At 64.0% G+C, this 22,668-nt stretch carries 27 protein-coding genes; 18 read left to right on the top strand and 9 right to left on the bottom strand.

Features of this window, described 5'->3' with window-relative positions; translation table 11 throughout:
- The first annotated feature begins 16 nt into the window (after positions 1 to 16).
- The 17 genes from dnaG to AAA989_RS14340 all read left to right on the top strand — a co-directional run bounded on the left by dnaG (position 17) and on the right by AAA989_RS14340 (position 13,172).
- Positions 17 to 1,891: a DNA primase gene (dnaG, locus tag AAA989_RS14420; protein ID WP_338244734.1), complete on the top strand. Its 1,875-nt coding sequence runs from the start codon at positions 17 to 19 to the stop codon at positions 1,889 to 1,891.
- 8 nt (positions 1,892 to 1,899) lie between these two features.
- Positions 1,900 to 3,927 carry an RNA polymerase sigma factor RpoD gene (gene rpoD / locus AAA989_RS14415; RefSeq protein WP_338244732.1) on the top strand — a complete coding sequence of 676 codons (2,028 nt, stop codon included), beginning with the start codon at positions 1,900 to 1,902 and terminating at the stop codon, positions 3,925 to 3,927.
- A gap of 10 nt (positions 3,928 to 3,937) precedes the next feature.
- A complete protein-coding gene (locus tag AAA989_RS14410; protein WP_338244730.1) occupies positions 3,938 to 4,333 on the top strand; it encodes a nuclear transport factor 2 family protein in 396 nt (131 codons plus the stop codon).
- A 14-nt stretch (positions 4,334 to 4,347) separates the two neighbouring features.
- On the top strand, positions 4,348 to 4,899 hold the full coding sequence (locus AAA989_RS14405) for a pseudouridine synthase (RefSeq protein WP_338244728.1): 552 nt from the start codon (positions 4,348 to 4,350) through the stop codon (positions 4,897 to 4,899).
- Positions 4,900 to 4,976: 77 nt separating this feature from the next.
- Positions 4,977 to 5,612 (top strand): AAA family ATPase, encoded by a 636-nt coding sequence (locus AAA989_RS14400; RefSeq protein ID WP_338244726.1) that lies wholly within the window; start codon positions 4,977 to 4,979, stop codon positions 5,610 to 5,612.
- 108 nt (positions 5,613 to 5,720) lie between these two features.
- Positions 5,721 to 7,160: a sensor histidine kinase gene (locus AAA989_RS14395; RefSeq protein WP_338244724.1), complete on the top strand. Its 1,440-nt coding sequence runs from the start codon at positions 5,721 to 5,723 to the stop codon at positions 7,158 to 7,160.
- A complete protein-coding gene (locus AAA989_RS14390; RefSeq protein WP_338244722.1) occupies positions 7,157 to 7,519 on the top strand; it encodes a response regulator in 363 nt (120 codons plus the stop codon). The genes AAA989_RS14395 and AAA989_RS14390 overlap by 4 nt, the downstream gene beginning before the upstream one ends.
- Positions 7,520 to 7,607: 88 nt before the next feature.
- Positions 7,608 to 8,042, top strand: a complete 435-nt coding sequence (gene rpiB / locus AAA989_RS14385; RefSeq protein WP_338245564.1) for a ribose 5-phosphate isomerase B — start codon at positions 7,608 to 7,610, stop codon at positions 8,040 to 8,042.
- 10 nt (positions 8,043 to 8,052) lie between these two features.
- Positions 8,053 to 9,381 carry a serine hydroxymethyltransferase gene (gene glyA / locus AAA989_RS14380; RefSeq protein ID WP_338244720.1) on the top strand — a complete coding sequence of 443 codons (1,329 nt, stop codon included), beginning with the start codon at positions 8,053 to 8,055 and terminating at the stop codon, positions 9,379 to 9,381.
- 3 nt (positions 9,382 to 9,384) lie between these two features.
- Positions 9,385 to 9,606 carry a hypothetical protein gene (locus AAA989_RS14375; protein ID WP_338244718.1) on the top strand — a complete coding sequence of 74 codons (222 nt, stop codon included), beginning with the start codon at positions 9,385 to 9,387 and terminating at the stop codon, positions 9,604 to 9,606.
- A gap of 3 nt (positions 9,607 to 9,609) precedes the next feature.
- Positions 9,610 to 10,095 (top strand): transcriptional regulator NrdR, encoded by a 486-nt coding sequence (gene nrdR / locus AAA989_RS14370; RefSeq protein ID WP_338244717.1) that lies wholly within the window; start codon positions 9,610 to 9,612, stop codon positions 10,093 to 10,095.
- Complete coding sequence (locus AAA989_RS14365) at positions 10,082 to 10,819, top strand: RNA methyltransferase (RefSeq protein WP_338244715.1); 738 nt, start codon at positions 10,082 to 10,084, stop codon at positions 10,817 to 10,819. Before nrdR ends, AAA989_RS14365 begins: the two co-directional genes overlap by 14 nt.
- Positions 10,820 to 10,876: 57 nt before the next feature.
- Positions 10,877 to 11,170 carry a hypothetical protein gene (locus AAA989_RS14360; RefSeq protein WP_338244713.1) on the top strand — a complete coding sequence of 98 codons (294 nt, stop codon included), beginning with the start codon at positions 10,877 to 10,879 and terminating at the stop codon, positions 11,168 to 11,170.
- Positions 11,171 to 11,377: 207 nt separating this feature from the next.
- Positions 11,378 to 11,713, top strand: a complete 336-nt coding sequence (locus AAA989_RS14355) for a hypothetical protein (protein ID WP_338244711.1) — start codon at positions 11,378 to 11,380, stop codon at positions 11,711 to 11,713.
- Between the two features lie 49 nt (positions 11,714 to 11,762).
- A complete protein-coding gene (locus tag AAA989_RS14350) occupies positions 11,763 to 12,098 on the top strand; it encodes a hypothetical protein (protein ID WP_338244708.1) in 336 nt (111 codons plus the stop codon).
- A gap of 162 nt (positions 12,099 to 12,260) precedes the next feature.
- A complete protein-coding gene (rpsD, locus tag AAA989_RS14345; protein WP_338244706.1) occupies positions 12,261 to 12,875 on the top strand; it encodes a 30S ribosomal protein S4 in 615 nt (204 codons plus the stop codon).
- A gap of 111 nt (positions 12,876 to 12,986) precedes the next feature.
- Entirely contained in the window at positions 12,987 to 13,172 is a 186-nt protein-coding gene (locus tag AAA989_RS14340; protein WP_338244704.1) for a hypothetical protein, read from the top strand.
- Here AAA989_RS14340 and AAA989_RS14335 read toward each other — a convergent pair.
- The 5 genes from AAA989_RS14335 to AAA989_RS14315 are packed head-to-tail and all read right to left on the bottom strand — an operon-like array spanning position 13,169 to position 18,989.
- A complete protein-coding gene (locus AAA989_RS14335) occupies positions 13,169 to 15,148 on the bottom strand; it encodes an alpha/beta hydrolase family protein (protein WP_338244702.1) in 1,980 nt (659 codons plus the stop codon). The genes AAA989_RS14340 and AAA989_RS14335 overlap by 4 nt on opposite strands.
- Positions 15,149 to 15,194: 46 nt before the next feature.
- Entirely contained in the window at positions 15,195 to 16,328 is a 1,134-nt protein-coding gene (gene tgt, locus AAA989_RS14330) for a tRNA guanosine(34) transglycosylase Tgt (protein WP_338244701.1), read from the bottom strand.
- Positions 16,318 to 17,265 (bottom strand): DUF481 domain-containing protein, encoded by a 948-nt coding sequence (locus AAA989_RS14325; protein WP_338244699.1) that lies wholly within the window; start codon positions 17,263 to 17,265, stop codon positions 16,318 to 16,320. The genes tgt and AAA989_RS14325 overlap by 11 nt, the downstream gene beginning before the upstream one ends.
- An 18-nt stretch (positions 17,266 to 17,283) precedes the next feature.
- A complete protein-coding gene (locus AAA989_RS14320; RefSeq protein WP_338244698.1) occupies positions 17,284 to 18,048 on the bottom strand; it encodes an ABC transporter permease in 765 nt (254 codons plus the stop codon).
- Positions 18,045 to 18,989 (bottom strand): ABC transporter ATP-binding protein, encoded by a 945-nt coding sequence (locus AAA989_RS14315; protein ID WP_338244696.1) that lies wholly within the window; start codon positions 18,987 to 18,989, stop codon positions 18,045 to 18,047. Before AAA989_RS14315 ends, AAA989_RS14320 begins: the two co-directional genes overlap by 4 nt.
- 132 nt (positions 18,990 to 19,121) lie before the next feature.
- Here AAA989_RS14315 and AAA989_RS14310 point away from each other — a divergent pair, with 132 nt between their 5' ends.
- Entirely contained in the window at positions 19,122 to 19,343 is a 222-nt protein-coding gene (locus AAA989_RS14310) for a hypothetical protein (RefSeq protein WP_338244694.1), read from the top strand.
- A 28-nt stretch (positions 19,344 to 19,371) separates the two neighbouring features.
- On the opposite strand, the gene queA is transcribed toward AAA989_RS14310, so the two are convergent.
- From queA to AAA989_RS14290, 4 genes are all read right to left on the bottom strand, one after another.
- Positions 19,372 to 20,406, bottom strand: a complete 1,035-nt coding sequence (gene queA, locus AAA989_RS14305; protein WP_338244692.1) for a tRNA preQ1(34) S-adenosylmethionine ribosyltransferase-isomerase QueA — start codon at positions 20,404 to 20,406, stop codon at positions 19,372 to 19,374.
- Positions 20,407 to 20,462: 56 nt separating this feature from the next.
- Positions 20,463 to 21,167 (bottom strand): peptidylprolyl isomerase, encoded by a 705-nt coding sequence (locus AAA989_RS14300; protein WP_338244690.1) that lies wholly within the window; start codon positions 21,165 to 21,167, stop codon positions 20,463 to 20,465.
- Positions 21,168 to 21,247: 80 nt separating this feature from the next.
- Positions 21,248 to 21,760, bottom strand: a complete 513-nt coding sequence (coaD, locus tag AAA989_RS14295; RefSeq protein ID WP_338244688.1) for a pantetheine-phosphate adenylyltransferase — start codon at positions 21,758 to 21,760, stop codon at positions 21,248 to 21,250.
- Positions 21,760 to 22,665: a polyprenyl synthetase family protein gene (locus tag AAA989_RS14290; protein WP_338244685.1), complete on the bottom strand. Its 906-nt coding sequence runs from the start codon at positions 22,663 to 22,665 to the stop codon at positions 21,760 to 21,762. Before AAA989_RS14290 ends, coaD begins: the two co-directional genes overlap by 1 nt.
- Positions 22,666 to 22,668 lie beyond the last annotated feature (3 nt).

The following is a 22,668-nucleotide window of genomic DNA, read 5'->3' as shown; positions in this document are numbered from 1 at the left end:
GTGACACACTCGCGCAATGGCGCTTTCCCCCGCATGGCTGGATGAACTCAAATCGCGGATAACCTTGTCCGCGCTGATCCAGCGCACGGTGAAACTGCAGCGCGCCGGACGCGAGTGGAAGGCGTGCTGCCCGTTCCATTCGGAGAAGACACCCAGCTTCTACGTCAACGACCAGAAGGGGTTCTACCACTGCTTCGGCTGCCAGCAGCATGGCGGCGCGATCGACTGGATGATGGAGCAGCACGGCCTGCCCTTCATGGATGCGGTAAAGGAACTGGCGGCGGAAGCGGGCATGGAAGTGCCCACCCCCGATCCCCGCGCGGCACAGCGGGCCGAACAGCGCGCCACCCTGCACGACGTGATGGCCGCGGCTCAGGACTGGTTCGTTGCCCAGCTCGCTTCTCCTGCCGGGGCAGAGGCGCGCGCCTACCTGGAACGGCGCGGCATTTCCGAACACACCGCCCATCGTTTCGGCTTCGGCTGGGCTCCTGACGACAAGCAGGCCTTAAAAATGGCCCTCTCCCATTTTGACGAGGCCCTGCTGATCGAGGCGGGTCTGCTGATCGAGGTGGAGGACAAGGTCCCCTACTCGCGCTTTCGCGGCCGCGTTATGCTGCCGATCCAGGATGCACGCGAGCGGGTGATCGCCTTTGGCGGACGCATCCTGCAGGACAGGGACGGAGTCGCCAAGTATCTCAACAGCCCGGATACGCCTTTGTTCGACAAGGGCCGCACGCTCTACAACATCCACCGCGCCGCCGCTGCGAGTCGCAAGACCGCGCGCGTGATCGTGGCCGAGGGCTACATGGACGTGATCGCCCTGGCAGCGGCCGGGATCGAGGATGCGGTCGCGCCCATGGGCACCGCCCTGACGGAGCAGCAGGTCGAACTGCTGTGGCGCATGGCGGACAAGCCGGTGCTGTGCTTCGATGGCGACAATGCCGGACGCCGCGCCGCCATGCGGGCCGCCACGCGCGCCCTCCCCCTGCTGCGCCCCGGCAACTCGCTGCAGATCGTGCAACTGCCCGCAGGTCTGGACCCGGATGACCTGATCAAGCGCGACGGTCGCAAGGGAATGGACGCGCTGCTGGCAAATCCGATGTCGCTGCTCGATCTCGTCTGGGAGCACGAGCGCGACGCAGCCCCCCTCGCCTCTCCGGAAGACAAGGCCGGGCTGAAGGCGCGCCTGCTGGCGCACGTCGATGCCATCCAGCATCCCGACATCCGCTCGCTTTACCGCCGCGAACTGCTGGATCGCTATGGCGCGTTCGCCTTCCCGCCGCGCCAGTTCCGGAAGGACGGCGGCTTTCGCAAGAACGGACCCGTGCGCACTTCTCCGCAGGTTACGCAGCGTCTGCGGCAGGCGACTGCCGGGGCCTTTCGCGACGTGCTGGTTGCCGCCGTGCTTCATGGCCTGGCCCGCCATCCGCGCGAAATTCACCGCCATGCCGATGCCCTGTTGTCCCTCGATTGCGAAGGCGGGCCACTGGCTCGTTCGGTGAATTTTCTGCTCGATCATGCCCAAGAGCTTGAAGCCGCCGACAATTCGCCCATATCGGTTCACGACACCCTGCCGCCCGCACCGGATAACACCCGTTTCTCCTTCCTGATGGAAGGTCCCGATCCGGACGAGGCGAGGCAGGATCTGGCCGAAGCCATTGCCCTGCTGGTCGAAAGGCCAGCGCTCGATGCGGCAATTGCGGAGGCCACGCGTCGCTTCGATACAGACCCGGAGGGTGCGTTTGCCGAGCAACAGCGCCTGCGCAAACGAAAGCTGGAAATCGATTCGCGACTCGGGCAAATGACAAGGAAACGCGCCGCTTCAGAGGCGTTTGACACACAAGATCAGGCAGCCGCCGACAGGCAGGTCGCCGAACAGGAAACGGATTGACGCGCAAAATGGCATCCGAAGCCAAGACCAAGCAGAACGACGACGCCCCTCTGATCGACCTCAACGAGGCGTCGATCAAGAAGATGATCGCGAAGGCAAAGCGCAAGGGCTACATCACCTACGATGAGCTCAACGAGGCGCTGCCTTCGGGCGAGATGAGTTCTGACCAGATCGAGGACATCCAGTCCGCACTGTCCGACATGGGCGTGCAGATCGTGGAGAACGACGAGGAAGCGCAGGAGGAGGACGACGACGACGGTCCTGAAGAGATCGCGCCGACCGGCTCCGAATCGCAGGCTTCGGACAACAAGCAGAACGTCCCCGAAAAGAAGAAGTCGACCGCCGGCGAAGGCCGCACCGACGATCCGGTGCGCATGTACCTGCGCGAAATGGGCGCGGTGGAGCTGCTCAGCCGCGAGGGCGAGATCGCCATCGCCAAGCGCATCGAGGCCGGTCGCGACACGATGATCATGGGCCTGTGCGAAAGCCCGATCACCTTCCACGCCATCATCACCTGGTCCGAAGCCCTGAATTCCGAGGAAATGCAGCTGCGCGAGATCCTGGATCTCGACGCCATGCTGTCCAAGGAGCCTCCGGTCGACAAGATGGAGGAGGACAACGACGACGACAGTGGCGAGATTTCGGAAGAAACCGCCGGGCCGACCATTCGCGACGACGACGATGATGTCGACGACGACGAGGATGAAGACGGCGAAGAGGGCGAGGACGGCGAAGGCCGCAAGCGCGACGACGACGAGGAAGAGGACAACACCATGTCCCTCGCCCAGATGGAAGCCGCGCTGAAGCCCGATGCGCTGGAACGCTTCGCCCGCATCACCGACCTGTTCAAGAAGTTCGAGAAGCTGCAGGCCGAGCGCGTCGACGTGCTCGCGCGCGGCGAGGAATTTCCGCAGGCGAAGGAAAACAAGTACGAGAAGCTGCGCGAGGATCTTACCGCGGAAGTCGAATCCGTGCAGTTCCACGCCCAGAAGATCGAATACCTCGTCGACAATCTCTATGCGTTCAACCGGCGGCTGACCGCGCTCGGCGGCCAGATGCTGCGCCTTGCCGAAAGGCACAAGGTGAAACGCAAGGACTTCCTCGACGCCTACGTCGGCAACGAGCTGGACGATGCCTGGCTGACCGACCGTGCGAAGAAGGACAAGAAGTGGGCCGCCTTCGCCGAGAAGGAAGCCGACGCGGTGGAACGCATCCGCGCCGAGATCGCCGACATCGCCAGCCAGACGGGCATGAGCCTCGAGGAATTCCGCCGCATCGTGAACATGGTGCAGAAGGGCGAGCGCGAGGCGCGTATCGCCAAGAAGGAAATGGTCGAGGCGAACCTGCGCCTGGTGATTTCCATCGCCAAGAAGTACACCAACCGCGGCCTGCAGTTCCTGGACCTTATCCAGGAAGGCAACATCGGCCTGATGAAGGCGGTCGACAAGTTCGAATACCGCCGCGGCTACAAGTTCAGCACCTATGCCACCTGGTGGATCCGGCAGGCGATCACCCGGTCGATCGCCGACCAGGCACGCACGATCCGTATCCCGGTCCACATGATCGAGACGATCAACAAGCTGGTGCGCACGAGCCGCCAGTTCCTGCACGAGCAGGGCCGCGAGCCGACGCCGGAGGAAATGGCCGAGCGCCTTTCCATGCCGCTGGAAAAGGTGCGCAAGGTGATGAAGATCGCCAAGGAACCGATCAGCCTCGAGACGCCCATCGGCGACGAGGAAGATTCGCACCTGGGCGATTTCATCGAGGACAAGAACGCCATCATCCCCGTGGATGCGGCGATCCAGGCGAACCTCAAGGAAACCGTCACGCGCGTGCTGGCATCGCTCACCCCGCGTGAGGAACGCGTGCTGCGCATGCGCTTCGGCATCGGCATGAACACCGATCACACGCTGGAGGAAGTCGGTCAGCAGTTCTCGGTGACGCGCGAACGTATCCGCCAGATCGAAGCAAAGGCGCTGAGGAAGCTCAAGCACCCGAGCCGGTCGCGCAAGATGCGGTCTTTCCTCGATCAGTAACGGTATCTGCGTGTCGGACGTGAAGGATCTCGGTGAACGGCTCTACAAGGCTCTTGGATCGGGTGACATCGACACTTTGATGAACATGATGCACTCGGAGTTTCGCGGCGATCTCACCCCCGGCTTACCGCTGGGCCTTGGTGGAATTTTCGATGGCCGCGAAGCGATGATGCGCGATTGCTGGGGTGTCATCGGCGAGAACTTCGACATGCATTCGGATGTCGAGAGCCTTTCCGCCACCGAGGACAGTATCGTGGCCTTTGGCGTCTATCGTGGGACGGCGCGTGAAACCGGAAAGCCGATCGCGGCTCGCTTTGCCCACACGTGGCCTGTTCGTGATGGCAAGCTGATGGGCGTTCACCAGACCACTGATTCTGCAGCGTGGCATGAGGCGCTGACCGCCTAGGTCAGGGGAAGAAATTGCCCCGCCTGATCCTCTTCAACAAGCCGATGGGCGTGCTATCCCAGTTCACCGACCGGGGCAGCCCGACGCAGCGCGCAACGCTGTCCGACTTCATCGACGTGCCCGGCGTCTATCCCGCCGGAAGGCTTGACCGGGACAGTGAGGGTCTCCTGCTCCTTACCGACGACGGCAGGCTCCAGGCGCGCATTGCCGATCCGAAGTTCAAGCTGGCCAAGACCTATCTGGTGCAGGTCGAGGGCGAACCTGACGATGCTGCCCTCACCCGGCTCGCACAGGGCGTTGAACTGAAGGACGGACTCACCCGCCCCGCCCAGGCCGAAAGGATCGCAGATCCTGACCTTTGGCCGCGCGATCCGCCGGTGCGTTTCCGCAAGACGGTAGCCGACAGCTGGCTGCGCCTCACCATCCGCGAAGGCCGCAACCGGCAGGTTCGCCGCATGACCGCCGCCGTGGGCCATCCCACGCTGCGCCTGGTGCGCTGGAGGGTGGGCGACTGGAGCCTGGACGGCATCGAACCCGGCAAATGGTGCAATGCAGCAATCGAATGATGGACGCGCCGCCTCGCAGGTGACATAAGCCTGAGCCGGAGAGGAGAGGCCGGTCTCTCGTTCAGGAGCGTTCTCTCGTGTCAATTTCCAAACCCAAGGTCATCGCCGTCGTCAGCCAGAAGGGCGGATCCGGAAAGACCACGCTTGCCCTGCATCTCGCAACGGTCGCCGTGCAGAACAAGATGTCGGCCTGCGTCATCGACACCGATCCGCAGGCCACCGCTGCCGCCTGGGGCGACTGGCGCGGCGAATTCCTGCCCACGGTCGTCACCAGCCCGCCTGCGCGCCTTTCACGCACCATCGACAATGCTGGCCGCGAAGGCATGGATATTGTTGTCATCGACACTCCGCCCCACGCGGAGGCCGCCATGCGCGAAGCGGTGAAGGCGGCGGACCTGGTGCTGATTCCCACCCGTCCCCGCGCCTTCGACCTGCATGCGCTGGAAGGCATTGCCGACATGGTTAGTTTCACCGACACGCCGACCCACGTCGTACTGAACGGCGTACCGGCAGGCGCCACGAAGATGGTGGCCGACGCAAAGGTGGCGGCAAAGGAACTGGGGCTCGACACCTGCCCGATAACCTTTGGCGACAGGGCCGACTTCCACCGATCCTCGTCGAAGGGCGAAGTGGCCAGCGAGATCGACGCGGAAGGCAAGGCGGCGAAGGAGGTCAAGGCTCTCTGGAAGTGGGTGAAGAAGGCCCTTTCCTGAACAATTACAAAAATCCACACTCTCCCGGCGCTTGCGCGGGAACCACATGGGGGCATCGTGCGCTCTTGCCGCGTGAGGAGAGGAGGGACTTTTCCGTGAGCGTTACCATTGCCGATTGATTTCGAGGCATTGTTGGGCAGTTCGCCCAATCCTTATGTCATCATGGACCCGGATTTCACACTCGTCTGGATGAACGAGGCGTACCTGCGCGTGACCATGCGGTCGCGCGAGGACATTATCGGGCGCAAGATGTTCGACGCCTTCCCCAGCGACCCGGATACCGACAGCTTCCGCCAGCTCGATGAATCGCTTCGCCGCACGCGCGAGACCGGCGAGACGGACGAGATCGCCCTGATCCGCTACGACATCGCCCGCCCCGATGGCAGCATGGACGTGCGCTACTGGAGCGCCACGCACACGCCGCTGCTGGATGATGCAGGCAGGGTGGAATACATCCTGCAGCACACCGTCGATGTCACCGAACTTCACAACCTGCGCCGTCTGCGCGACGAGATGAACGTGGTCCGCCGCGCGGACGCGGTCGAAGCGCGCAACCGCAGTCTGCAGGCGGAGTGCCGCCGCATGACGGAAATGTTCGAGCAGGCTCCCGGCTTCGTCGCCGTGCTCGAAGGTGACGACCATCGCTTCCGCATGACCAACGAGGCCTATCTCGACCTTGTCGGGCGAAGGGACATCATGGGGCTGAGGGTGCGCGACGCCCTGCCCGAAGTCGTCGACCAGGGCTTCCTCGACCTGCTCGACCGCGTGCGCTCCAGCGGCGAACCCTATGTCGGCAGGCGCGAGATGGTGTTGCTGGACAAGGAGGCGGATGCCGAACCGGCCCGGCTCTACCTGAATTTCATCTTCCAGCCGATCTTCGCGGACGACGACAGCGTGACCGGGATCATGATCCAGGGCTACGACATAACCGAGGAAGTCGAATACGAACAACGCCAGCGTCTGCTGATCAACGAACTCAACCACCGGGTTAAGAATACTCTCGCCATCGTCCAGGGGCTCGCCAGCCAGTCGTTCAGCACGGTGGAAGGCACAAGGGGCGCGCAGGCAATCTTCAACGCCCGGCTGCAGGCACTGGCCGCGGCACACAATCTGCTGACCCAGACGAGCTGGGGTTCCGCGAGGCTGGCCGACATCGTTGCCAGCTCGGCCGAGGCGACCGCCGGGGACAAGATCGACCGCTTCGACATGGAAGGTCCCACGCTCACACTGCCCCCGCAGGTTTCGGTCTCGCTGGCCATGATCATTCACGAACTTTGCACGAACGCCATCAAGTACGGCGCCCTGTCGAACGAAACGGGGCGCATCGCGATCGAGTGGTCGATCATCGACGGAAAGGGAGATCGCAAATTGACACTGCAGTGGCGCGAAACCGGAGGGCCGCCCGTGGAAGAGCCCAAGCGTTCCGGGTTCGGCACCAGGCTGATCGCACGCGGACTTTCGAGCGAAGACGGCAGCGTGGACATGGATTTCCGGCCGGAAGGCCTTGTCTGCACGATCGAAACGGTCCTGCCGGAAGAGGCTCAATGACGATCGAGGGAAAGCGCTTCCTGCTTGTAGAGGACGAACCCATCATCGGCTTTGCTCTGGAGGACATGATGATCGACGCCGGGGCCGAGACCCGGTTTGCCTCCTCGCTGGATCAGGCGATGAAGCTCATCGCGTCCGAAGCATTCGATGCCGCCGTGCTCGATGTGAACCTGCACGGCCGCGAAAGCTACCCGCTGGCCCGCGAACTGCGCCAGCGCAGCGTGACGGTGGTCTTCGCGACCGGATACGGGGTCGAACCCCTGCCGGAAGACCTTTCCGAAATGGAGACCATCGCCAAGCCCTATGACATCGATGCCATTCGCGGCGCGCTGGAAAAGGCAGCAAACAAGGCGGGCTAGCCACCACAGCCACGCTTGTGGGGGAGAAAGCCTTTTTGCGCCCCTTTTCGGGTAGCGAAGAGCAGCCTGCATGATTATGTGCGGGACCATGAAGATTGCCATCGCCTCCGATCATGCCGCGCTCGACCTGAAAGCCGATTTGCGGGAATGGCTTATCGAACAGGGGCATGAAGTTGCCGACCTCGGCCCCGATACGGCCGACTCGGTCGACTATCCCGATTACGGCTACAAGATTGCCCAGGTCGTCGCGGAAGGCACGGTGCAGTTCGGCGTCGCGCTGTGCGGTTCGGGTCTTGGCATTTCGATGGCCGCCAACCGCAACCCGGGCGTGCGCTGCGCCATGGTATCCGAACCGGTTTCCGCGACTTTCGCACGCTCGCACAACGATGCGAACATGATCGCCATGGGCGCGCGCATGATCGGCCCGGAAATGGCCCGCGCCTGCGTTACCGCCTTCCTCGAAACGCCGTTCGAAGGCGGACGGCACCAGCGCCGCGTCGACAAACTGTCAAACCCGTCCTGAAGGACCATAGATGACCACCGCACCCCAAACCGCCGCATCGAACTCTGCCGACAGGGCCTGGCTTGACCGCTTCTGGAGCGACAGCCTGGAAGACGCCGACCCGGAAGTCGCCGCCATCATCGGCCGCGAACTGGGTCGCCAGCGCGACGGCATCGAACTGATCGCCAGCGAGAACATCGCCAGCCCCGCCGTGCTCGAAGCCTGCGGCAGCGTGTTCACCAACAAGTACGCAGAGGGCTATCCCGGCAAGCGTTACTACGGCGGCTGCGAATACGCGGACCAGGTGGAGACGCTGGCCATCGAACGCGCGAAACAGCTGTTCGGCTGCGATTTCGCGAACGTGCAGCCCAACTCGGGCAGCCAGATGAACCAGGCCGTGTTCCTGGCGCTGCTCAACCCCGGCGATACCTTCATGGGTCTGGACCTCGCCAGCGGCGGGCACCTGACGCACGGTTCGCCGGTGAACATGAGCGGCAAATGGTTCAACGCCGTGCCCTATGGCGTGCGGCGTGACGATAGCCGGATCGATATGGACCAGGTCCGCGCACTGGCGCACGAACACAAGCCCAAGCTGATCATCAGCGGCGGCACGGCCTATCCGCGCACCTGGGACTTTGCCGAATTCCGCAAGATCGCCGACGAGGTCGGTGCCTACCTGCTGGCGGATATCTCGCACTTTTCCGGACTGGTCGTGGGCGGCGTCCACCCGTCGCCCTTCCCACACGCCCACGTGGTGACGAGCACGACGCACAAGAGCCTTCGCGGCCCGCGTTCGGGCATCATCCTGTGGAACGACGAGGAACTGACCAAGCCGCTCAACATGGGCGTCTTTCCCGGCCTGCAGGGCGGCCCGCTGATGCACACCATCGCCGGCAAGGCAGTGGCTTTCGGAGAGGCGCTGCGCCCCGAATTCCGCACCTATGCACGCTCGATTACCGAGAACGCGAAGGCGCTCGCATCCAGCCTGTCGGAAGCGGGGATCACCATCGTCTCTGGCGGGACGGACAATCACCTGATGCTGGCCGACCTCACGCCCAAGGACGTGACCGGCAAGGCAGCCGAAAAGGGCCTCGATCGCGCCCTGATGACCTGCAACAAGAACGCCATCCCGTTCGAGCCGCGTTCGCCCTTCGTCACCAGCGGCGTTCGCCTGGGCACCCCGGCCGGCACGACGCGCGGCTTCGGCCCGGCGGAGTTCCGCAAGATCGGCGGCCTGATGGCCGAGGTTATCGACGGCATGGCACGCAATGGCGAAGAAGGCGATGCGCAGGTCGAAGAGCGCGTGCGACGCGAAGTGGGTGAACTGTGCGGGGCGTTCCCCGTCTATCCCGGGAGGTAGGACATGACCGATCCTGAAAAGCCGATCGACAATCGCATTCTCGCCGACGCCGTCGACGAGGTGAAGGCCATGGGCCGCGACGGGTTGGCACATCCCTCTTCCAAGCCGGTACTGGCCGGAGCCGCAGTCGGCGCCCTGGCGGCCGGTCTCCTGCCGGTCGTCACATGGCCGATCGGACTGGTCGCGGGCGCTGGATTCATGATCTACAAGCGGATCCGACCCTGACCCATGCGTTGCCCATTTTGCGCGCATGACGACAGCCAGGTAAAGGATTCGCGCCCCACTGAAGACAACACGGCGATCCGCCGCCGCCGCCAGTGCGAGGGCTGCGGCGCGCGCTTCACCACGTTCGAACGTGTCCAGCTTCGCGACGTCACCGTTCTGAAATCCACCGGCGAAGGCACCCCGCCCCGGCGCGAGAGCTTCGACCGGTCCAAGATCGAGCAGTCGGTCGCCCTGGCTTGCCGCAAGCGCGGGATCGAGCAGGAACGCGTCGACCAGCTCGTGTCCGGCATTCAGCGGCAGGTCGAGACAGCGGGCGACAGCGAAATCCCCTCCGCCCGCATCGGCGAAATGGTGATGGAAGGCCTGCGTCAGCTCGATCCCGTGGCCTACATCCGTTTCGCCAGCGTCTACCGCGACTTTTCCGAGGCCCGCGATTTCGAGGAATTCGCCAGCACCGTGAACCAGGCCGGCGGCGATGAGCGAAGCTGAGGCCCCTTCCCCCGTCATCGTCCTCGTTCGACCGCAGCTGGGCGAGAACATCGGCAAGGCGGCGCGGGCGATGCTGAATTTCGGCCTCACCGAGATGCGCCTCGTCGCGCCGCGCGACGGGTGGCCCAATCCCGCCGCGGGCCCGGCGGCAGCGGGGGCCGATATCGTGCTCGAAAAAGCGCAGGTGTTCGAGACCACGGCGGAGGCCGTGGCCGACTGCGCGCACGTCTATGCCACCACGGTGCGCAAGCGCGGCGTCACCAAGCCCGTGCACACGCCCGAAGAAGCTGCGCGCGAAATGCCTAGCCAGGCCGGGCGGAGTGCGATTCTCTTCGGGCCGGAACGATCGGGTCTGGAAACCTCCGACGTCGCGCTTGCCCGCGCGATCATCACCGCGCCCATCAATCCCGAGTTCGGTTCGCTCAACCTCGCGCAAGCGGTGATCCTGGTCGCCTACGAGCTGTCGAAGCACCGGCAACTGGCCATGCCGCCGAGGGAAGATCTCCTGCCGCCAGCGCCGCAGTCCGAACTGGACGGGCTGGTCGAGCACCTGGAGCGCATGCTGGAGCCGAACGGCTATTTCCTCCCGGCATCCCGCACCGAGGCGACGCGGCGTACGTTGCGCGGCGTGCTGACCAAGCCGGGCTGGAACCACCTGGAAGTGCGCACGCTGCGCGGAGTCCTCTCGTCGCTGGAACGCGAACCGCGAGAGGGCCGAGATTAACGCAGCGTTCATCGGCGAAAGAGGACCTTGCCGCTCTCTTGACCTGGGAGATTGCAGATGAGCCTGGCCCTTGCCGCCGCCGTTGTACTTGTACCCGTGGCACTGGACGATCCCCTGCTCAGTCGGGAGGATACCTTCATTTCCGAGCAAGCGGCCTCAGCCGTGGCGCAGGGCGAAGTCGAACAGCTGCACTGCCTCGATCTGCCGGAAAACCACCCCGATGGCGCTCAAGCCTGCCTGACGCACGGGGAGTGGCAGGCCGTGTTCGACCACGTTCGGCACGAGGAATCGGTCAAATGGCGCGAACGCGCAATTGGGTTGGCCCACTATTACAGCATGGGGGGCCGGTAAGGCCCGGATCGCGCCGGACATCGTGAAGTGCGCAAACACCTGGGTACCCTGGTCCCGGTGGAAGGATCGGGAAAACAGCGTCTTGTTGACCGCTATTGGCATATAGGACACAATGCGCTCACGAAATCAGCGGAATTCGCAGGCGGAAACCAGCCCTAGATCAGAGGTCCGGACACGGGCTCGATAACGGCCTGAGGGGAGATTGGCATGAGAAAATCGATTTTGGCCGCAGCCTTCCTGGTAGCTGGCGGATCGGTTGCCTTCGCTCAGGACGCGGACCGCGAGGGGCAGGAAGCCAAGACGACCCAGACCACCAACACCGAGAACCAGGACGCTGCCGAAGCGCAGGAAGACGAGGCGATGCAGGAAATCGTCTGCCGCCGCGAACGGGTGACGGGTTCTCTCACGCGCGTTCGGCGCACCTGCCTGACCCGCGCCGAATGGGCGCAGGTTGAGGCAAACACACGCGACGACATGATCCGCTCTGGCCGCAATGCCTCGGGTGGGAAGGAATGCGTGATGGACCAGTTCGGCGGTTGCTGACGGTTTTACGGGCGGCAACACCTCAGCGCCCCTCAGGTTGGAGGATTTGATGAACAAGTCGATTTTTGCAGCATTCCTGCTGGTGGCAGGCAGTTCGGCTGCAATAGCGCAGGACGCCGACCAGGAGCGCGAGGAAGCAACCAGCGTTCAGGCGGCAAACAGCCAGACCGAGGACGATGCCGCGGCGCAGGAAGACGAAGCTTCCCAGGAAGTTATCTGCCGCCGCGAGCGGGTGACCGGGTCGCTCACGCGCGTGCGCCGCATCTGCCTTACGCGGGCCGAGTGGGACGCGGTGGAAGCCGATACCCGCGACGGGATGATCAGTGCGGGTCGCAACGCCTCGGGCGGCCAGTGCGTCCCGGTGGACATGTCGGGCCGCTGCTGACACCCTTGACTTAATCGCGCGCACCGCTAAATGCGCGCCTTCGCTGAAATTGGCTCCGCACCCCGGTGAAGCGGCAGCCGCGCCTGGCAAATGGTCAGGCGGTGCGATGCCGGGTTGAATGGTCACCGATGGGGTGATCCAGCAATTTGAAGGATACGACTTATGTCGAAGCGCACGCGCGCCAAGCACAAACTCGACCGCCGGATGGGCGAAAACATCTGGGGTCGTCCCAATTCTCCGGTGAACAAGCGTTCCTACGGTCCCGGCCAGCACGGCCAGCGCCGCAAGGGCAAGATGTCGGACTTCGGTCTGCAGCTGCGCGCCAAGCAGAAGCTGAAGGGCTACTACGGCGACGTCACCGAAAAGCAGTTCCGCGCCACCTACAAGGATGCCACCCGCATGAAGGGTGACACCGGCCAGAACCTGATCGGCCTGCTGGAGCGTCGCCTGGACATGATCGTCTATCGCGCCAAGTTCGCGCCGACGATCTTCGCCGCCCGCCAGATCGTCTCGCACGGTCACATCAAGGTGAACGGCGTGAAGTGCAACGTGGCCTCGCGCCGCTGCGACGTCGGCGACGTGATTTCGCTGGGCGACAAGGCCAAGGAAATGGCCCTGATCATCGAAGCGCAGAGCCTGCCCGAGCGTGACATTCCCGATTACGTCGCCCAGGAAGGCAACGACTCGGTCACGTTCAACCGCGTGCCCTCGCTGGACGAAGTGCCCTACCCGGTACAGATGGAACCGAACCTGGTGGTCGAGTTCTACTCGCGCTGATCTCAGGCTCTTCCACACCAAAAGGGGCGGTCCTTCGGGGCCGCCCTTTTTCGTTTCGGTTCAGCGCTTTGGCGGGAACCGGAGGGAATTTTGAGCGTCCCATTTTTCGGCATGAGACAATACCGCTTCATCACCCCTCACCGGAAAGGCAAATGGTACGATCGCCTGTCGCAGGCGCAGGCGTTTGCAAACCGGATCGGGGCCGGGTTTCTCGACGCGAGCGGCCAATTCGTCCCCTATCGCGGGACCGTGCTGGAGATCCGCGGAAAGCCGTCGGACCAGGCGGGCTGGCGCTAGTTCAGGCTTGCACGCAGGAACGCCTCGGCCTCGCGCAGCATGGTGCTGCGGGCCTGGCCCTCCCACAACGAGTGACCCAGATCTTCGAAGCGGAGCAGACGGGCGCTTCGCCCCGCGTCCTTCAGCGCATCCTCCATGATTTCCGAATGGCGAATGGGTACAGGTTCATCCAGTTCGCCATGAACAAGCAGCACGGGTGCCGTGATCTCGTCGGCGCGACGGGCAGGTGAACCCGTATCGATGTGCGAACCGTTGCCCAGGAAATCGCTGATGATCGGGTAACTGGCATAGTTGCGGCTGTCGTCGCGCAGCTGGCCCAGATCGGTGACAGGCGCGATGGCCACCACGGCCTTGAAAAGGTCGCTTTCGATGGCGCTGGCCTGCAAGGCGGCATAGCCGCCGTAGGACCAGCCCAGCACAGCCAGTTTCGACGGGTCGGCCACGCCTTCGGCAATCAGCCAGCGACCGCCATCGGCCACGTCTGCGATGGCGGTCTGCCACGACTGGAACCCGTTCTCCATTTCCCAGGCAGTGCCGTACCCGGTCGAACCGCGGAAATTGGGCTGCAACACAGCATACCCGCTCTGGGCAAAGAACTGGGCCAGCCAGTCGAAGCCCCATTCGTCGCGAGAGGCCGGTCCGCCGTGCGGCATGACGATGGCCGGCAGGCCGCGCGCGTCGTCCATGCCGGGCGGCAGCGTCAGGTAGCCGGGAATTTCCACCCCGTCGCGCGCGGCATAGGTGACGGGGCGGACCCGCGAATGGTCCAGCCCTTCCAGTTCGCTGCGAAGGGGCAGGATCTGGTCCATGCGCAGCGTCTCGCGATCCAGCAGGTAGAGGATGCCGGGATCGGTATCGCCGTGCGCGAATACCAGGAGGCGGCGCTCATCGGAGCTCGCATCGAGAAATTCGATCAGCGGGTTGCCCGGCAGGGCATCCGTCAGGTCCTGCGCCAGGCTGCGCAGTTCGGGATCGAAGTATTCGTAATGACGCCTGTCCGTGGCGAACGTGGCCCCGACCACGCGATTGCTGCGCCCAAGCTGCAACACGCCGTCAATATCGTATCCGTCCCGTGACAACAGTTCCTCGATAGTGCCGCGCTGGTCCAGCGTGATCGAATAGAGCGAACGGTAGCCGTCCTTCTCCGCGGTGAAATAGGCGAGGTCGTTCTCGCCATCCACGCCGACGTAGAAGACGTCTTCCATATCGCGCTCGTGCTCCAGGGAATGGAATTCGGAGCCGCCCGAACCGCGATAGGAAAACTCGATATCGTCGTCGTAGATGCGCCCCCCGCTGCCACGGGAAATGGTGCCCATGATGCGGATGTCCCCGGCATCACCGGCAAGGTATCCGACCGATTCCATGCGAGGGCGCATCACCTGCTGCGAAGCGAGCGAGCGCAAGTCGATCTCGTCGACACCGACGCCTGCCTCCCCCCTGCCGGCGATGGTCCCGGTCTGCTTGCGCACGCCGGTGATGCTCTGCAACAGGATCGAATTCGGCTTGCCCGGCACATCCAGCAGCAGCACGCTGCCGTCGGACTGGTTGTAGCTCAGCGAGCGATAACGCGAATTGTCCATCTCGCGCACGCCGCTGCCATCGGCGGCAACCACCAGCAGGCGATTGAAGCCTATGCGGTAACGGCCGAATTCCTCCGTGCCGCGAAAATTGCAGACGAGATATTCCTCGCTTCCCCAGTCGCAGTTGGTGATGAAACCGTTGGTGTTGGAATCCACTGCGACCGTGCGCTGCGCACCGTCAGGCCCCAGTTCGATCACATGGATCATCTCTTCCATCGACTCGCCGGGAGTGACGAGGGCGATTCTCTCGCCCGATGGGGAAATACTGATATCCAGAACGCCGGGCCGGGCTCCGTAGCGATCGGCAAGGTCCGCTCCCTGCGCCAGGGCGGGTGGCCCCGCCAGAAGCCCCGCTACTCCCCCAAGAACACAGGCCGTCCGACGCCACTGCACCATATCGATATCCCCCCTTGCCCTCATGGTACTCAGGCAGGATCGTGGATCAAGTGGCGTAATTCTCTCTGAATTTCCGGGCGAAGGATGCCAGTTCCCCCCTCCCGATGGCATCGCGCATGGCCTGCATCAGCTGCTGGTAGAATGAAAGGTTATGCTCGGTGACCAGCATGGCCCCGAGGATTTCCGACGACTTGTGAAGATGGTGGAGATACGCGCGAGTGTAGTTGGCGCAGGTGGGGCAGGAACAGCGTTCGTCCAGCGGGCCAGTATCCTCCGCATGGCGCGCGTTGCGCAGGTTGACGGGGCCGTTCCAGGTAAACGCCTGCCCGTTGCGTCCCGACCTGGTTGGCAGCACGCAATCGAACATGTCCACGCCGCGCTCTACCGCGCCGACGAGGTCATCCGGCTTGCCCACCCCCATCAGGTATCGCGGCGCATCCTCGGGCAGCTGGCCCGGGGCATAGTCGAGCACGCCGAACATGGCTTCCTGCCCCTCCCCAACGGCCAGGCCGCCTATCGCATAGCCGTCAAACCCGATTTCTCGCAGCGCCTCGGCCGAGCGCGCGCGCAGGCTCTCGTCCAGCGCGCCCTGCTGGATGCCGAACAGGGCGGACGAGCGGGCGTGAGCGCCCCCGGCATCGAACGCCGCGCGAGATCGCTTCGCCCAGCGCATCGAAAGCTCCATGCTCGCCTCGATCTCCTTGCGCGGACGATCGGCGCGTGGACATTCATCGAAGCACATCACGATGTCGGAACCCAGCAGCCGCTGGATTTCCATGCTGCGTTCCGGGGTGAGCATGTGCTTGGAGCCGTCGATATGGCTGCGGAATTCCACGCCCTCCTCCGTCAGCTTGCGCAGGTCCGACAGGCTCATCACCTGGTAGCCGCCGCTGTCGGTCAGGATCGGGCGATCCCAGCGCATGAACGCGTGCAGGCCGCCCAGCCTCGCAACCCGCTCCGCCCCCGGGCGCAGCATCAGGTGGTAGGTGTTGCCAAGGATGATGTCGGCGCCAGTCGCCCGCACGTCCTCCGGTTTCATCGCCTTCACCGTGGCCGCCGTGCCCACCGGCATGAACGCCGGGGTACGAATCGTGCCGCGCTGCATGGCGATGGCGCCGGTACGCGCCTTGCCGTCCGTGGCGCTTACGCTGAACGCGAAGCGAGGGCGATCAGAAGCCATAGACGAGCGTGAACCGGGTAAGCGTATCGGTGCTGACGGCACCTGCAGGCGGATTGCTGTCGTATTCGATGGTCCACGAAAGCCGGGCGCGCAATTCGCCGGTAAGGCCCGCCTCCAGCCCCGTGGTGGCAGAAAGGCTGGTAGTGGACGAATCCACGATCACCAGCGCCTGTCCCCCGGTTTCGAGAGTGGAATTCGCATCCTGCGTCAGCTTGAGGGTGTCGGATATGTTCCAGTCGAAATCCAGGCCGAACAGCGCTGCAAGGCGGCTGGACTCGCTGCCGTCGACGAACTGCGTCACACGGTATGCGGGTCCGGCCTTGATCGACAGATCGATCTCGTCATCGTCGATTATCTTGTAACCGATGCCGCCTGAAACCGCATAGCGCGAGGAATAGCCCTGCCGCCGATCGCGCTCGTACTGCGCAAGGCCATAGGCGAACAGGCGTTCGTTGATCTGGAAGCGCGGTTCGTACTGAGCGAGGAACTGCTCGCGCGACGTGACGCCGTCCTGCCGGCGATAATCGGCGGTCAGGCGCAGGTGATGCTCCCAGTCGATCCCCTCCCGCTCCAGCTGCAGCGCGGCGGTGACGCCGAATTCGTCGGTATTGCCGGAAGACTGGAAAGCACCGATCTGCCCTTCCCCGCTCCATTCCTCGAACAGGCCGGCCTGGCGGATTTCCGCTTCCTTGCGCGCGGCCTCTGCAGCGGCGCGTTCCGATACGTCGGCCTGGTAGGCAGCCCAGATGGCATCGATTTCCTGGCCCTCGTCCGGAAAGGCGACGCGCGCGGTTTCGATCACGGCCTCGACCCGCTCCGCATCGCCCGATGCGATTGCGGCATCGATCATCGTGCGCGCGGCTTCGGGCAGGTCTTGTGCCGCAGCGGGAGAGCAAACCAGTGCCAGCGGCGTGGCGAAAATGGCAATCTTTCTCATGCGCGCTCCGCTAGCGCGTCATTCGCGCAATCGCCACCCTGTCTTGAAAATCCACCCGATAATGCCGACGCAGATCAGCAGGAAGACCAGTGTTGCCCCGAACGAGAGCCAGATGGGGAAATCCGAGGAGCCCAGGAACGTCCAGCGCAGACCGCTGACGAGGTAGACCACCGGATTGATCATCGCGACGGTCTGCCACGGCCCCTCCAGCGCACTGATCGGATAGAAGGTGCCGCCCAGGAACGTCAGCGGCATCAGCACCAGAAGGGGCACGATCTGCAGTTTCTCGAAGCCGTCGGCCCACAGTCCGATGATGAAGCCCAGCAGCGAGAACGATGCCGCCACCAGCACGATGTAGCCGAAGGCCAGCAGCGGATATTCGATGCGATAGTCCACGATCAGCGCGGCCGTTCCCAGGATGATGGCCGCGAGGATCAGCGATTTCACCGCTGCTGCTCCGACAAAGCCGATCAGCGTTTCGGCCACCCCCACGGGCGCCGACAGCAGTTCGTAGATCGCGCCGGTGAACTTGGGCATGTAGATGCCGAAACTGGCATTGCTGGAACTCTCCGAAAGCAGGGTCAGCATCAGCAGGCCGGGCACGATGAAGGCGCCGTAGTCGACACCGCCAAGGTCCATCCGCTCGCCCATCGCCGCGCCGAAAACAACGAGATAGAGCGAGGTGGTGATAACCGGTGAGAGGATCGAACCGAAGATCGTGCGGAACATGCGCATCAGTTCGTTCTTGAAAATGGCGAAGGCGCCGCGCGCGTTGAAGGTCATGCCTGCACCTCCGGTTCGTTGAGCAGGTCGACGAAGATGTCCTCCAGCGTGCTCTCGCGGGTTTCAAGGCCCGTATAGGCGATGTTCTCGCGCGCCATCACCTGGGCGATTTCCGCCACCTCGCGCTTGCCCTTCCCGGTCCCGTCGCCGCCCCGGTAGACGAGCGAAGTGCCGCCGTTTTCAAGGTGCAGCGGGTAGGACGAAACGGCAGCGGGCACCGCGGTAAGGGGGTCGTCGAAAGTGAAGAGCGCCTCCGTCCGGCCGAGCTTGGCCATGATCGCGTCCTTCTCGTCCACCAGAAGGATCTTGCCCTTGTTTATCACCCCGACCCGGTCGGCCATTTCCTCGGCCTCCTCGATGTAGTGGGTGGTGAGAATGATGGTGACGCCGCGTTCGCGCAGCATGCCGATCTGGCGCCACATGTCGCGCCGCAGTTCGACGTCCACGCCCGCAGTCGGCTCGTCAAGGAACAGCAACTGCGGATCGTGCGCCAGCGCCTTGGCGATCATCACGCGGCGCTTCATCCCGCCGGACAACTCGCGAATGGCGCTGTCCCGCTTATCCCACAGCGAAAGGCTGCGCAGTACTTCCTCGATGCGGTTCTCGTCCGGGGGGCAGCCGAACATGCCGCGCGAATAGCGAACCTGGCGGATCACCTTGTCGAACATGTCGAAGCTGAGTTCCTGCGGCACTAGCCCGATGTCGCGGCGCACGTGCTTCCACTGGCTCGCCAGATCCTTGCCGAAGACGTGTATCGTGCCGCCGGTGGGGCGCACCATGCCGCAGACAGAACCGATCAACGTGGTCTTGCCCGCCCCGTTCGGCCCCAGCAGGGCGAATATCTCACCGCGCTGGATAGTCAGATCGACGCCGTCGAGCGCCTTCACCCCGCCCTTGTAGATCTTTTCGAGGCCGCGGATGTCGAGAATAGGGTCAGGCATTCGGCGCAGATCAGCCAAGCTCCTCTGATTTGCAAGACGCATGTGGAGAAATTCGCTTGGCAAAGTGTTTTATCGTTGCAATACACTCAGCGGGACTGGGCGCAAAGTTGCGCCGAAAGAAGGAGCAAGATCTTGAAAATCAACACTCCCGTGTTCCGCATCGCGCTGGGCGGCGCTTGTCTGGCAGTCCTGCTCACCGCGCTCCGCTACTTTATCGGCGGATGGTATGACGATCTGCCAAACACGCTGGCCGGCTTCGGATCCGCCGCATTGGTCGGCGCGGCGCTGGGAACCTACGTTGCGCTCATGACGAAGAAGTACGGAAAGATGCGCGCGCTCACCCAACGACCCTGACAGGGCGCTCTCGTTCCTGCGCTGCAGTTCAACGTGGAGGCAGCAGCAGGCTGGAATCCCCGTAGCTGTAGAAGCGATAGCCCTCGGCGATCGCGTGGGCGTAGGCCGCCTGCATGCGCTCCGTCCCCATAAGGGCGGAGACCAGCATCATCAGCGTGGATTTCGGCAAGTGGAAATTGGTCATCAACCCGTCCACCGCGCGGAAGCGATAGCCCGGTGTGATGAAGATGTCGGTGTCGGCCGAGAACGGATGTATCGTGCCGTTCTCGTCCGCCGCGCTTTCCAGCAAGCGAAGACTAGTCGTGCCCACGGCGATCAGGCGTCCGCCCGCCTCGCGTGCAGCGTTCAGGCGGCCTGCCGTAGCGGCGTCGATCGTGCCGAATTCGGCGTGCATGCGGTGATCGTCGGTATCCTCGGCCTTCACCGGCAGGAATGTGCCCGCGCCCACGTGGAGGGTAAGCGTCTCGCGGCGGATCCCGGCCGCGTCCAGCGAATCCACCAGCCGATCGGTGAAATGTAGCGCGGCCGTGGGGGCGGCGACGGCGCCATCCTCGCGCGCGAACATGGTCTGGTAATCCTCGCGGTCCTGCGCGTCGGTTTCGCGCTTGCCGGCGATGTAGGGCGGGAGCGGCATGCGCCCGGCGCGCTCCAGCAACACCTCCACGGGCTCCTCGCCCTCGAAGGCCAGCGTGAAGCTGCCATCCTCGTGCCGGTCTTCCGCAATCGCCGTTACCCCGGCACCGAATTCGACCCGGTCGCCCGGTTTCAGGCGCTTGGCATTGCGGATGAAGGCCTGCCAGCGGCGCAGGTCAAGCCGCTTGTGCAACGTCGCGCCGATCCGCGCTTCGCCTCGACGGCCTTCCAGCTGGGCGGGAATGACGCGGGTGTCGTTGAACACCAGCACGTCACCGGAACGCAGCAGGTTCGGCAGGTCGAGCACGCCGCAATCCGCAAACGGCTCGTCACCGCGCACCACGAGCATGCGCGCCGCATCGCGCGGGCGCGCGGGGCGCAGCGCGATCAGCTCCTGCGGCAGGTCGAAATCGAAAAGGGCGACTTTCATGAAAGCCGGTCCCGATTACCCTGAGACTGTGGAAGGGCCCGCATGGGGCGGATGCATCACTCGACGGTGCTGCCGGTCAGCATGTCGAGAGTGATCCGGTCCGATGCATTGTCCGGCCCGGGCATCATCTGCTCCACGTTGTCGGAAGCGATGCTGGCCTGCAGGATGCGAGTGGGATTGCTGGGCGGCTCGCCCCGCTGGATCTCGTCCACCGCGGCCATGTTGGAAATCACGCGGCCAAGGTTGGTATAGCGGCGATCCAGCGCGAAGCGCGGATAGAACACGATGAAGAACTGGCTGTTGGCGCTGTCTTCGTCCTGCGCGCGCGCCATGGACACCGTGCCGCGCACGTGGGGAAGGAAGTTGAACTCCTCTTCCAGGTCGGGAAGCGTTGAGCCGCCCTGCCCCGTGCCGGTCGGGTCTCCGGTCTGTGCCATGAAGCCGTCGATCACCCGGTGGAACGGCACGCCGTCGTAGAAGCCGGAACGCGTGAGCATCTTGATGCGCTCCACGTGATTGGGCGCCCATTCTGGAACGAGGCGGATGGCCACGCGCTCTCCGGTCGACAGGTCGAGCAGGAGGATGTTCTCCCGGTCTTCCTGCATGTCGAAATTCACGCGGATGGGCAGTTGCCGGTTTTCCTCGTTCGTCGCATCGGTGCTTTCCACCGCAGGCGAAAGGGAAATGTCCTGCGCGGCGGCGGGTGCGGCGGTAAAGGTGAATACGGCAGCGAAGGCCGACAGCGCGATGTGGCGGATCATGGTCCCGTCCGAAAGTGATAGGTGATTTGCCATGCGGCCCTATCGTGTGGCTGCTGACAGTTCAATGAACATGTATGCGACTATAATTCGCCGCGCCGACCGATTTCGGCGACGCGCGCCGTAACCTGCTCCTTCACCGCGGGGCTGACGAAGGGCGAAATATCCCCGCCGTAGATTGCGATCTCCTTCACCAGCTTGCTGGCGATGGGTTGCAGCGATATATCGGCCATCAGGAACACCGTCTCGATGGAATCGTCGAGCTGCTGGTTCATCCCGGCCATCTGGTATTCGTATTCGAAATCCGCGACGGCGCGCAGGCCGCGCACGATCATGCTGGCCCCGACGTGCTCGGCGAACTTCATCAAAAGGGCGTCGAATCCGCGGATCTCGACGTTCTTCAGACCCAGCCGGTCGATCTCGGAGCGCATCATGTCCATCCGCTCGTCCGGCGTGAACATGGGATTCTTGCTCGGATTGGTGGTGACGCCGATCACCAGCCGGTCCACCAGCTTGGCGCCGCGCCGGATGATGTCGGCATGGCCCAGCGTGCAGGGATCGAATGTGCCGGGATAAAGGCCGATGCGTTCCGCCATCAGCAATCCCGCTCGACGATAAACCGCGCCAGCGCCCGGAGCAGGTCTGCTTCCTCGCCGTGACCCGCAAGGTGGCCGATGGCCTGTTCGGACAGCGCGTGCGCCTGGGCTCGCGCACCTTCCACGCCCATCAGCGAAACGAAGGTCGCCTTGCCCTGCCCTGCATCCTTGCGCAGCGCCTTGCCGGCCTTTTCCTCGTCGCCTTCCTCGTCCAGCAGGTCGTCCGCGATCTGGAAGGCGAGACCGATGTCGCGGGCGTAGTTGCGCAGGTGCGCCCTGCCGTCCGCGGGAACCTTGCCGAGAATCGCGCCCATTTCCACCGCCGCGCCCAGCAATGCGCCGGTCTTGAGCTGCTGCAGGCGGGTAACGCCATGCAGATCGAACTGCCGTTCCTCCGCCGCCATGTCCATCACCTGGCCGCCCGCCATGCCGTTATGGCCACTGGCCGCAGCCAGGGCGTGGACCAGTTCGGCGCGGATGAAGGGATCGGTGCTGACCATGGTGCCGCCCAGGATCTCGAACGCCAGCGCATGGAGCGAATCGCCCGCCAGCACGGCTGTCGCCTCGTCATACTTGCGGTGCAGCGTGGGCTTTCCGTGGCGCAGGTCGTCATCGTCCATGCAGGGCAAGTCGTCGTGGATCAGGGAATAGACGTGGATCGATTCGATCGCGCACCCGGCCCTAACGGCGGCATTGCGGCTGGCACCGTACATCTCCGCCACGGTGACGAGCAGCATCGGCCTCACCCGCTTGCCGCCGTCGATCGTGGCATAGCGCATCGCCTCTACCAGGGGAGCGCGGGCATCGTCGGGAATCGGCAGCAACTGGTCGAAACAGGCATCCACCTCGCGCTGGATGCGCTGCAAGCCCCTGCCGAGAACGTCGTCCGCCACAACCAGTCCCATCGC

Origin of the sequence: Aurantiacibacter hainanensis, from assembly GCF_036321025.1 — a bacterium.
GTDB lineage: Bacteria > Pseudomonadota > Alphaproteobacteria > Sphingomonadales > Sphingomonadaceae > Alteraurantiacibacter > Alteraurantiacibacter hainanensis.
The sequence above is the reverse complement of the archived record's forward strand: the minus strand, read 5'-3'. Positions and strand labels throughout refer to the sequence as shown.

Coding starts and splice junctions, on each gene's coding strand:
- nrdR (WP_338244717.1), top strand. CDS start 9,610: ATGCGTTGCCCATTTTGCGCGCATGACGACAGCCAGGTAAAGGATTCG.
- AAA989_RS14315 (WP_338244696.1), bottom strand. CDS start 18,989: ATGCCTGACCCTATTCTCGACATCCGCGGCCTCGAAAAGATCTACAAG.
- AAA989_RS14375 (WP_338244718.1), top strand. CDS start 9,385: ATGACCGATCCTGAAAAGCCGATCGACAATCGCATTCTCGCCGACGCC.
- AAA989_RS14340 (WP_338244704.1), top strand. CDS start 12,987: ATGAGACAATACCGCTTCATCACCCCTCACCGGAAAGGCAAATGGTAC.
- AAA989_RS14325 (WP_338244699.1), bottom strand. CDS start 17,265: ATGAGAAAGATTGCCATTTTCGCCACGCCGCTGGCACTGGTTTGCTCT.
- AAA989_RS14360 (WP_338244713.1), top strand. CDS start 10,877: ATGAGCCTGGCCCTTGCCGCCGCCGTTGTACTTGTACCCGTGGCACTG.
- AAA989_RS14355 (WP_338244711.1), top strand. CDS start 11,378: ATGAGAAAATCGATTTTGGCCGCAGCCTTCCTGGTAGCTGGCGGATCG.
- AAA989_RS14300 (WP_338244690.1), bottom strand. CDS start 21,167: ATGATCCGCCACATCGCGCTGTCGGCCTTCGCTGCCGTATTCACCTTT.
- coaD (WP_338244688.1), bottom strand. CDS start 21,760: ATGGCGGAACGCATCGGCCTTTATCCCGGCACATTCGATCCCTGCACG.
- AAA989_RS14365 (WP_338244715.1), top strand. CDS start 10,082: ATGAGCGAAGCTGAGGCCCCTTCCCCCGTCATCGTCCTCGTTCGACCG.
- AAA989_RS14290 (WP_338244685.1), bottom strand. CDS start 22,665: ATGGGACTGGTTGTGGCGGACGACGTTCTCGGCAGGGGCTTGCAGCGC.
- AAA989_RS14390 (WP_338244722.1), top strand. CDS start 7,157: ATGACGATCGAGGGAAAGCGCTTCCTGCTTGTAGAGGACGAACCCATC.
- rpoD (WP_338244732.1), top strand. CDS start 1,900: ATGGCATCCGAAGCCAAGACCAAGCAGAACGACGACGCCCCTCTGATC.
- dnaG (WP_338244734.1), top strand. CDS start 17: ATGGCGCTTTCCCCCGCATGGCTGGATGAACTCAAATCGCGGATAACC.
- glyA (WP_338244720.1), top strand. CDS start 8,053: ATGACCACCGCACCCCAAACCGCCGCATCGAACTCTGCCGACAGGGCC.
- rpsD (WP_338244706.1), top strand. CDS start 12,261: ATGTCGAAGCGCACGCGCGCCAAGCACAAACTCGACCGCCGGATGGGC.
- AAA989_RS14335 (WP_338244702.1), bottom strand. CDS start 15,148: ATGGTGCAGTGGCGTCGGACGGCCTGTGTTCTTGGGGGAGTAGCGGGG.
- queA (WP_338244692.1), bottom strand. CDS start 20,406: ATGAAAGTCGCCCTTTTCGATTTCGACCTGCCGCAGGAGCTGATCGCG.
- tgt (WP_338244701.1), bottom strand. CDS start 16,328: ATGGCTTCTGATCGCCCTCGCTTCGCGTTCAGCGTAAGCGCCACGGAC.
- rpiB (WP_338245564.1), top strand. CDS start 7,608: ATGAAGATTGCCATCGCCTCCGATCATGCCGCGCTCGACCTGAAAGCC.
- AAA989_RS14320 (WP_338244698.1), bottom strand. CDS start 18,048: ATGACCTTCAACGCGCGCGGCGCCTTCGCCATTTTCAAGAACGAACTG.
- AAA989_RS14350 (WP_338244708.1), top strand. CDS start 11,763: ATGAACAAGTCGATTTTTGCAGCATTCCTGCTGGTGGCAGGCAGTTCG.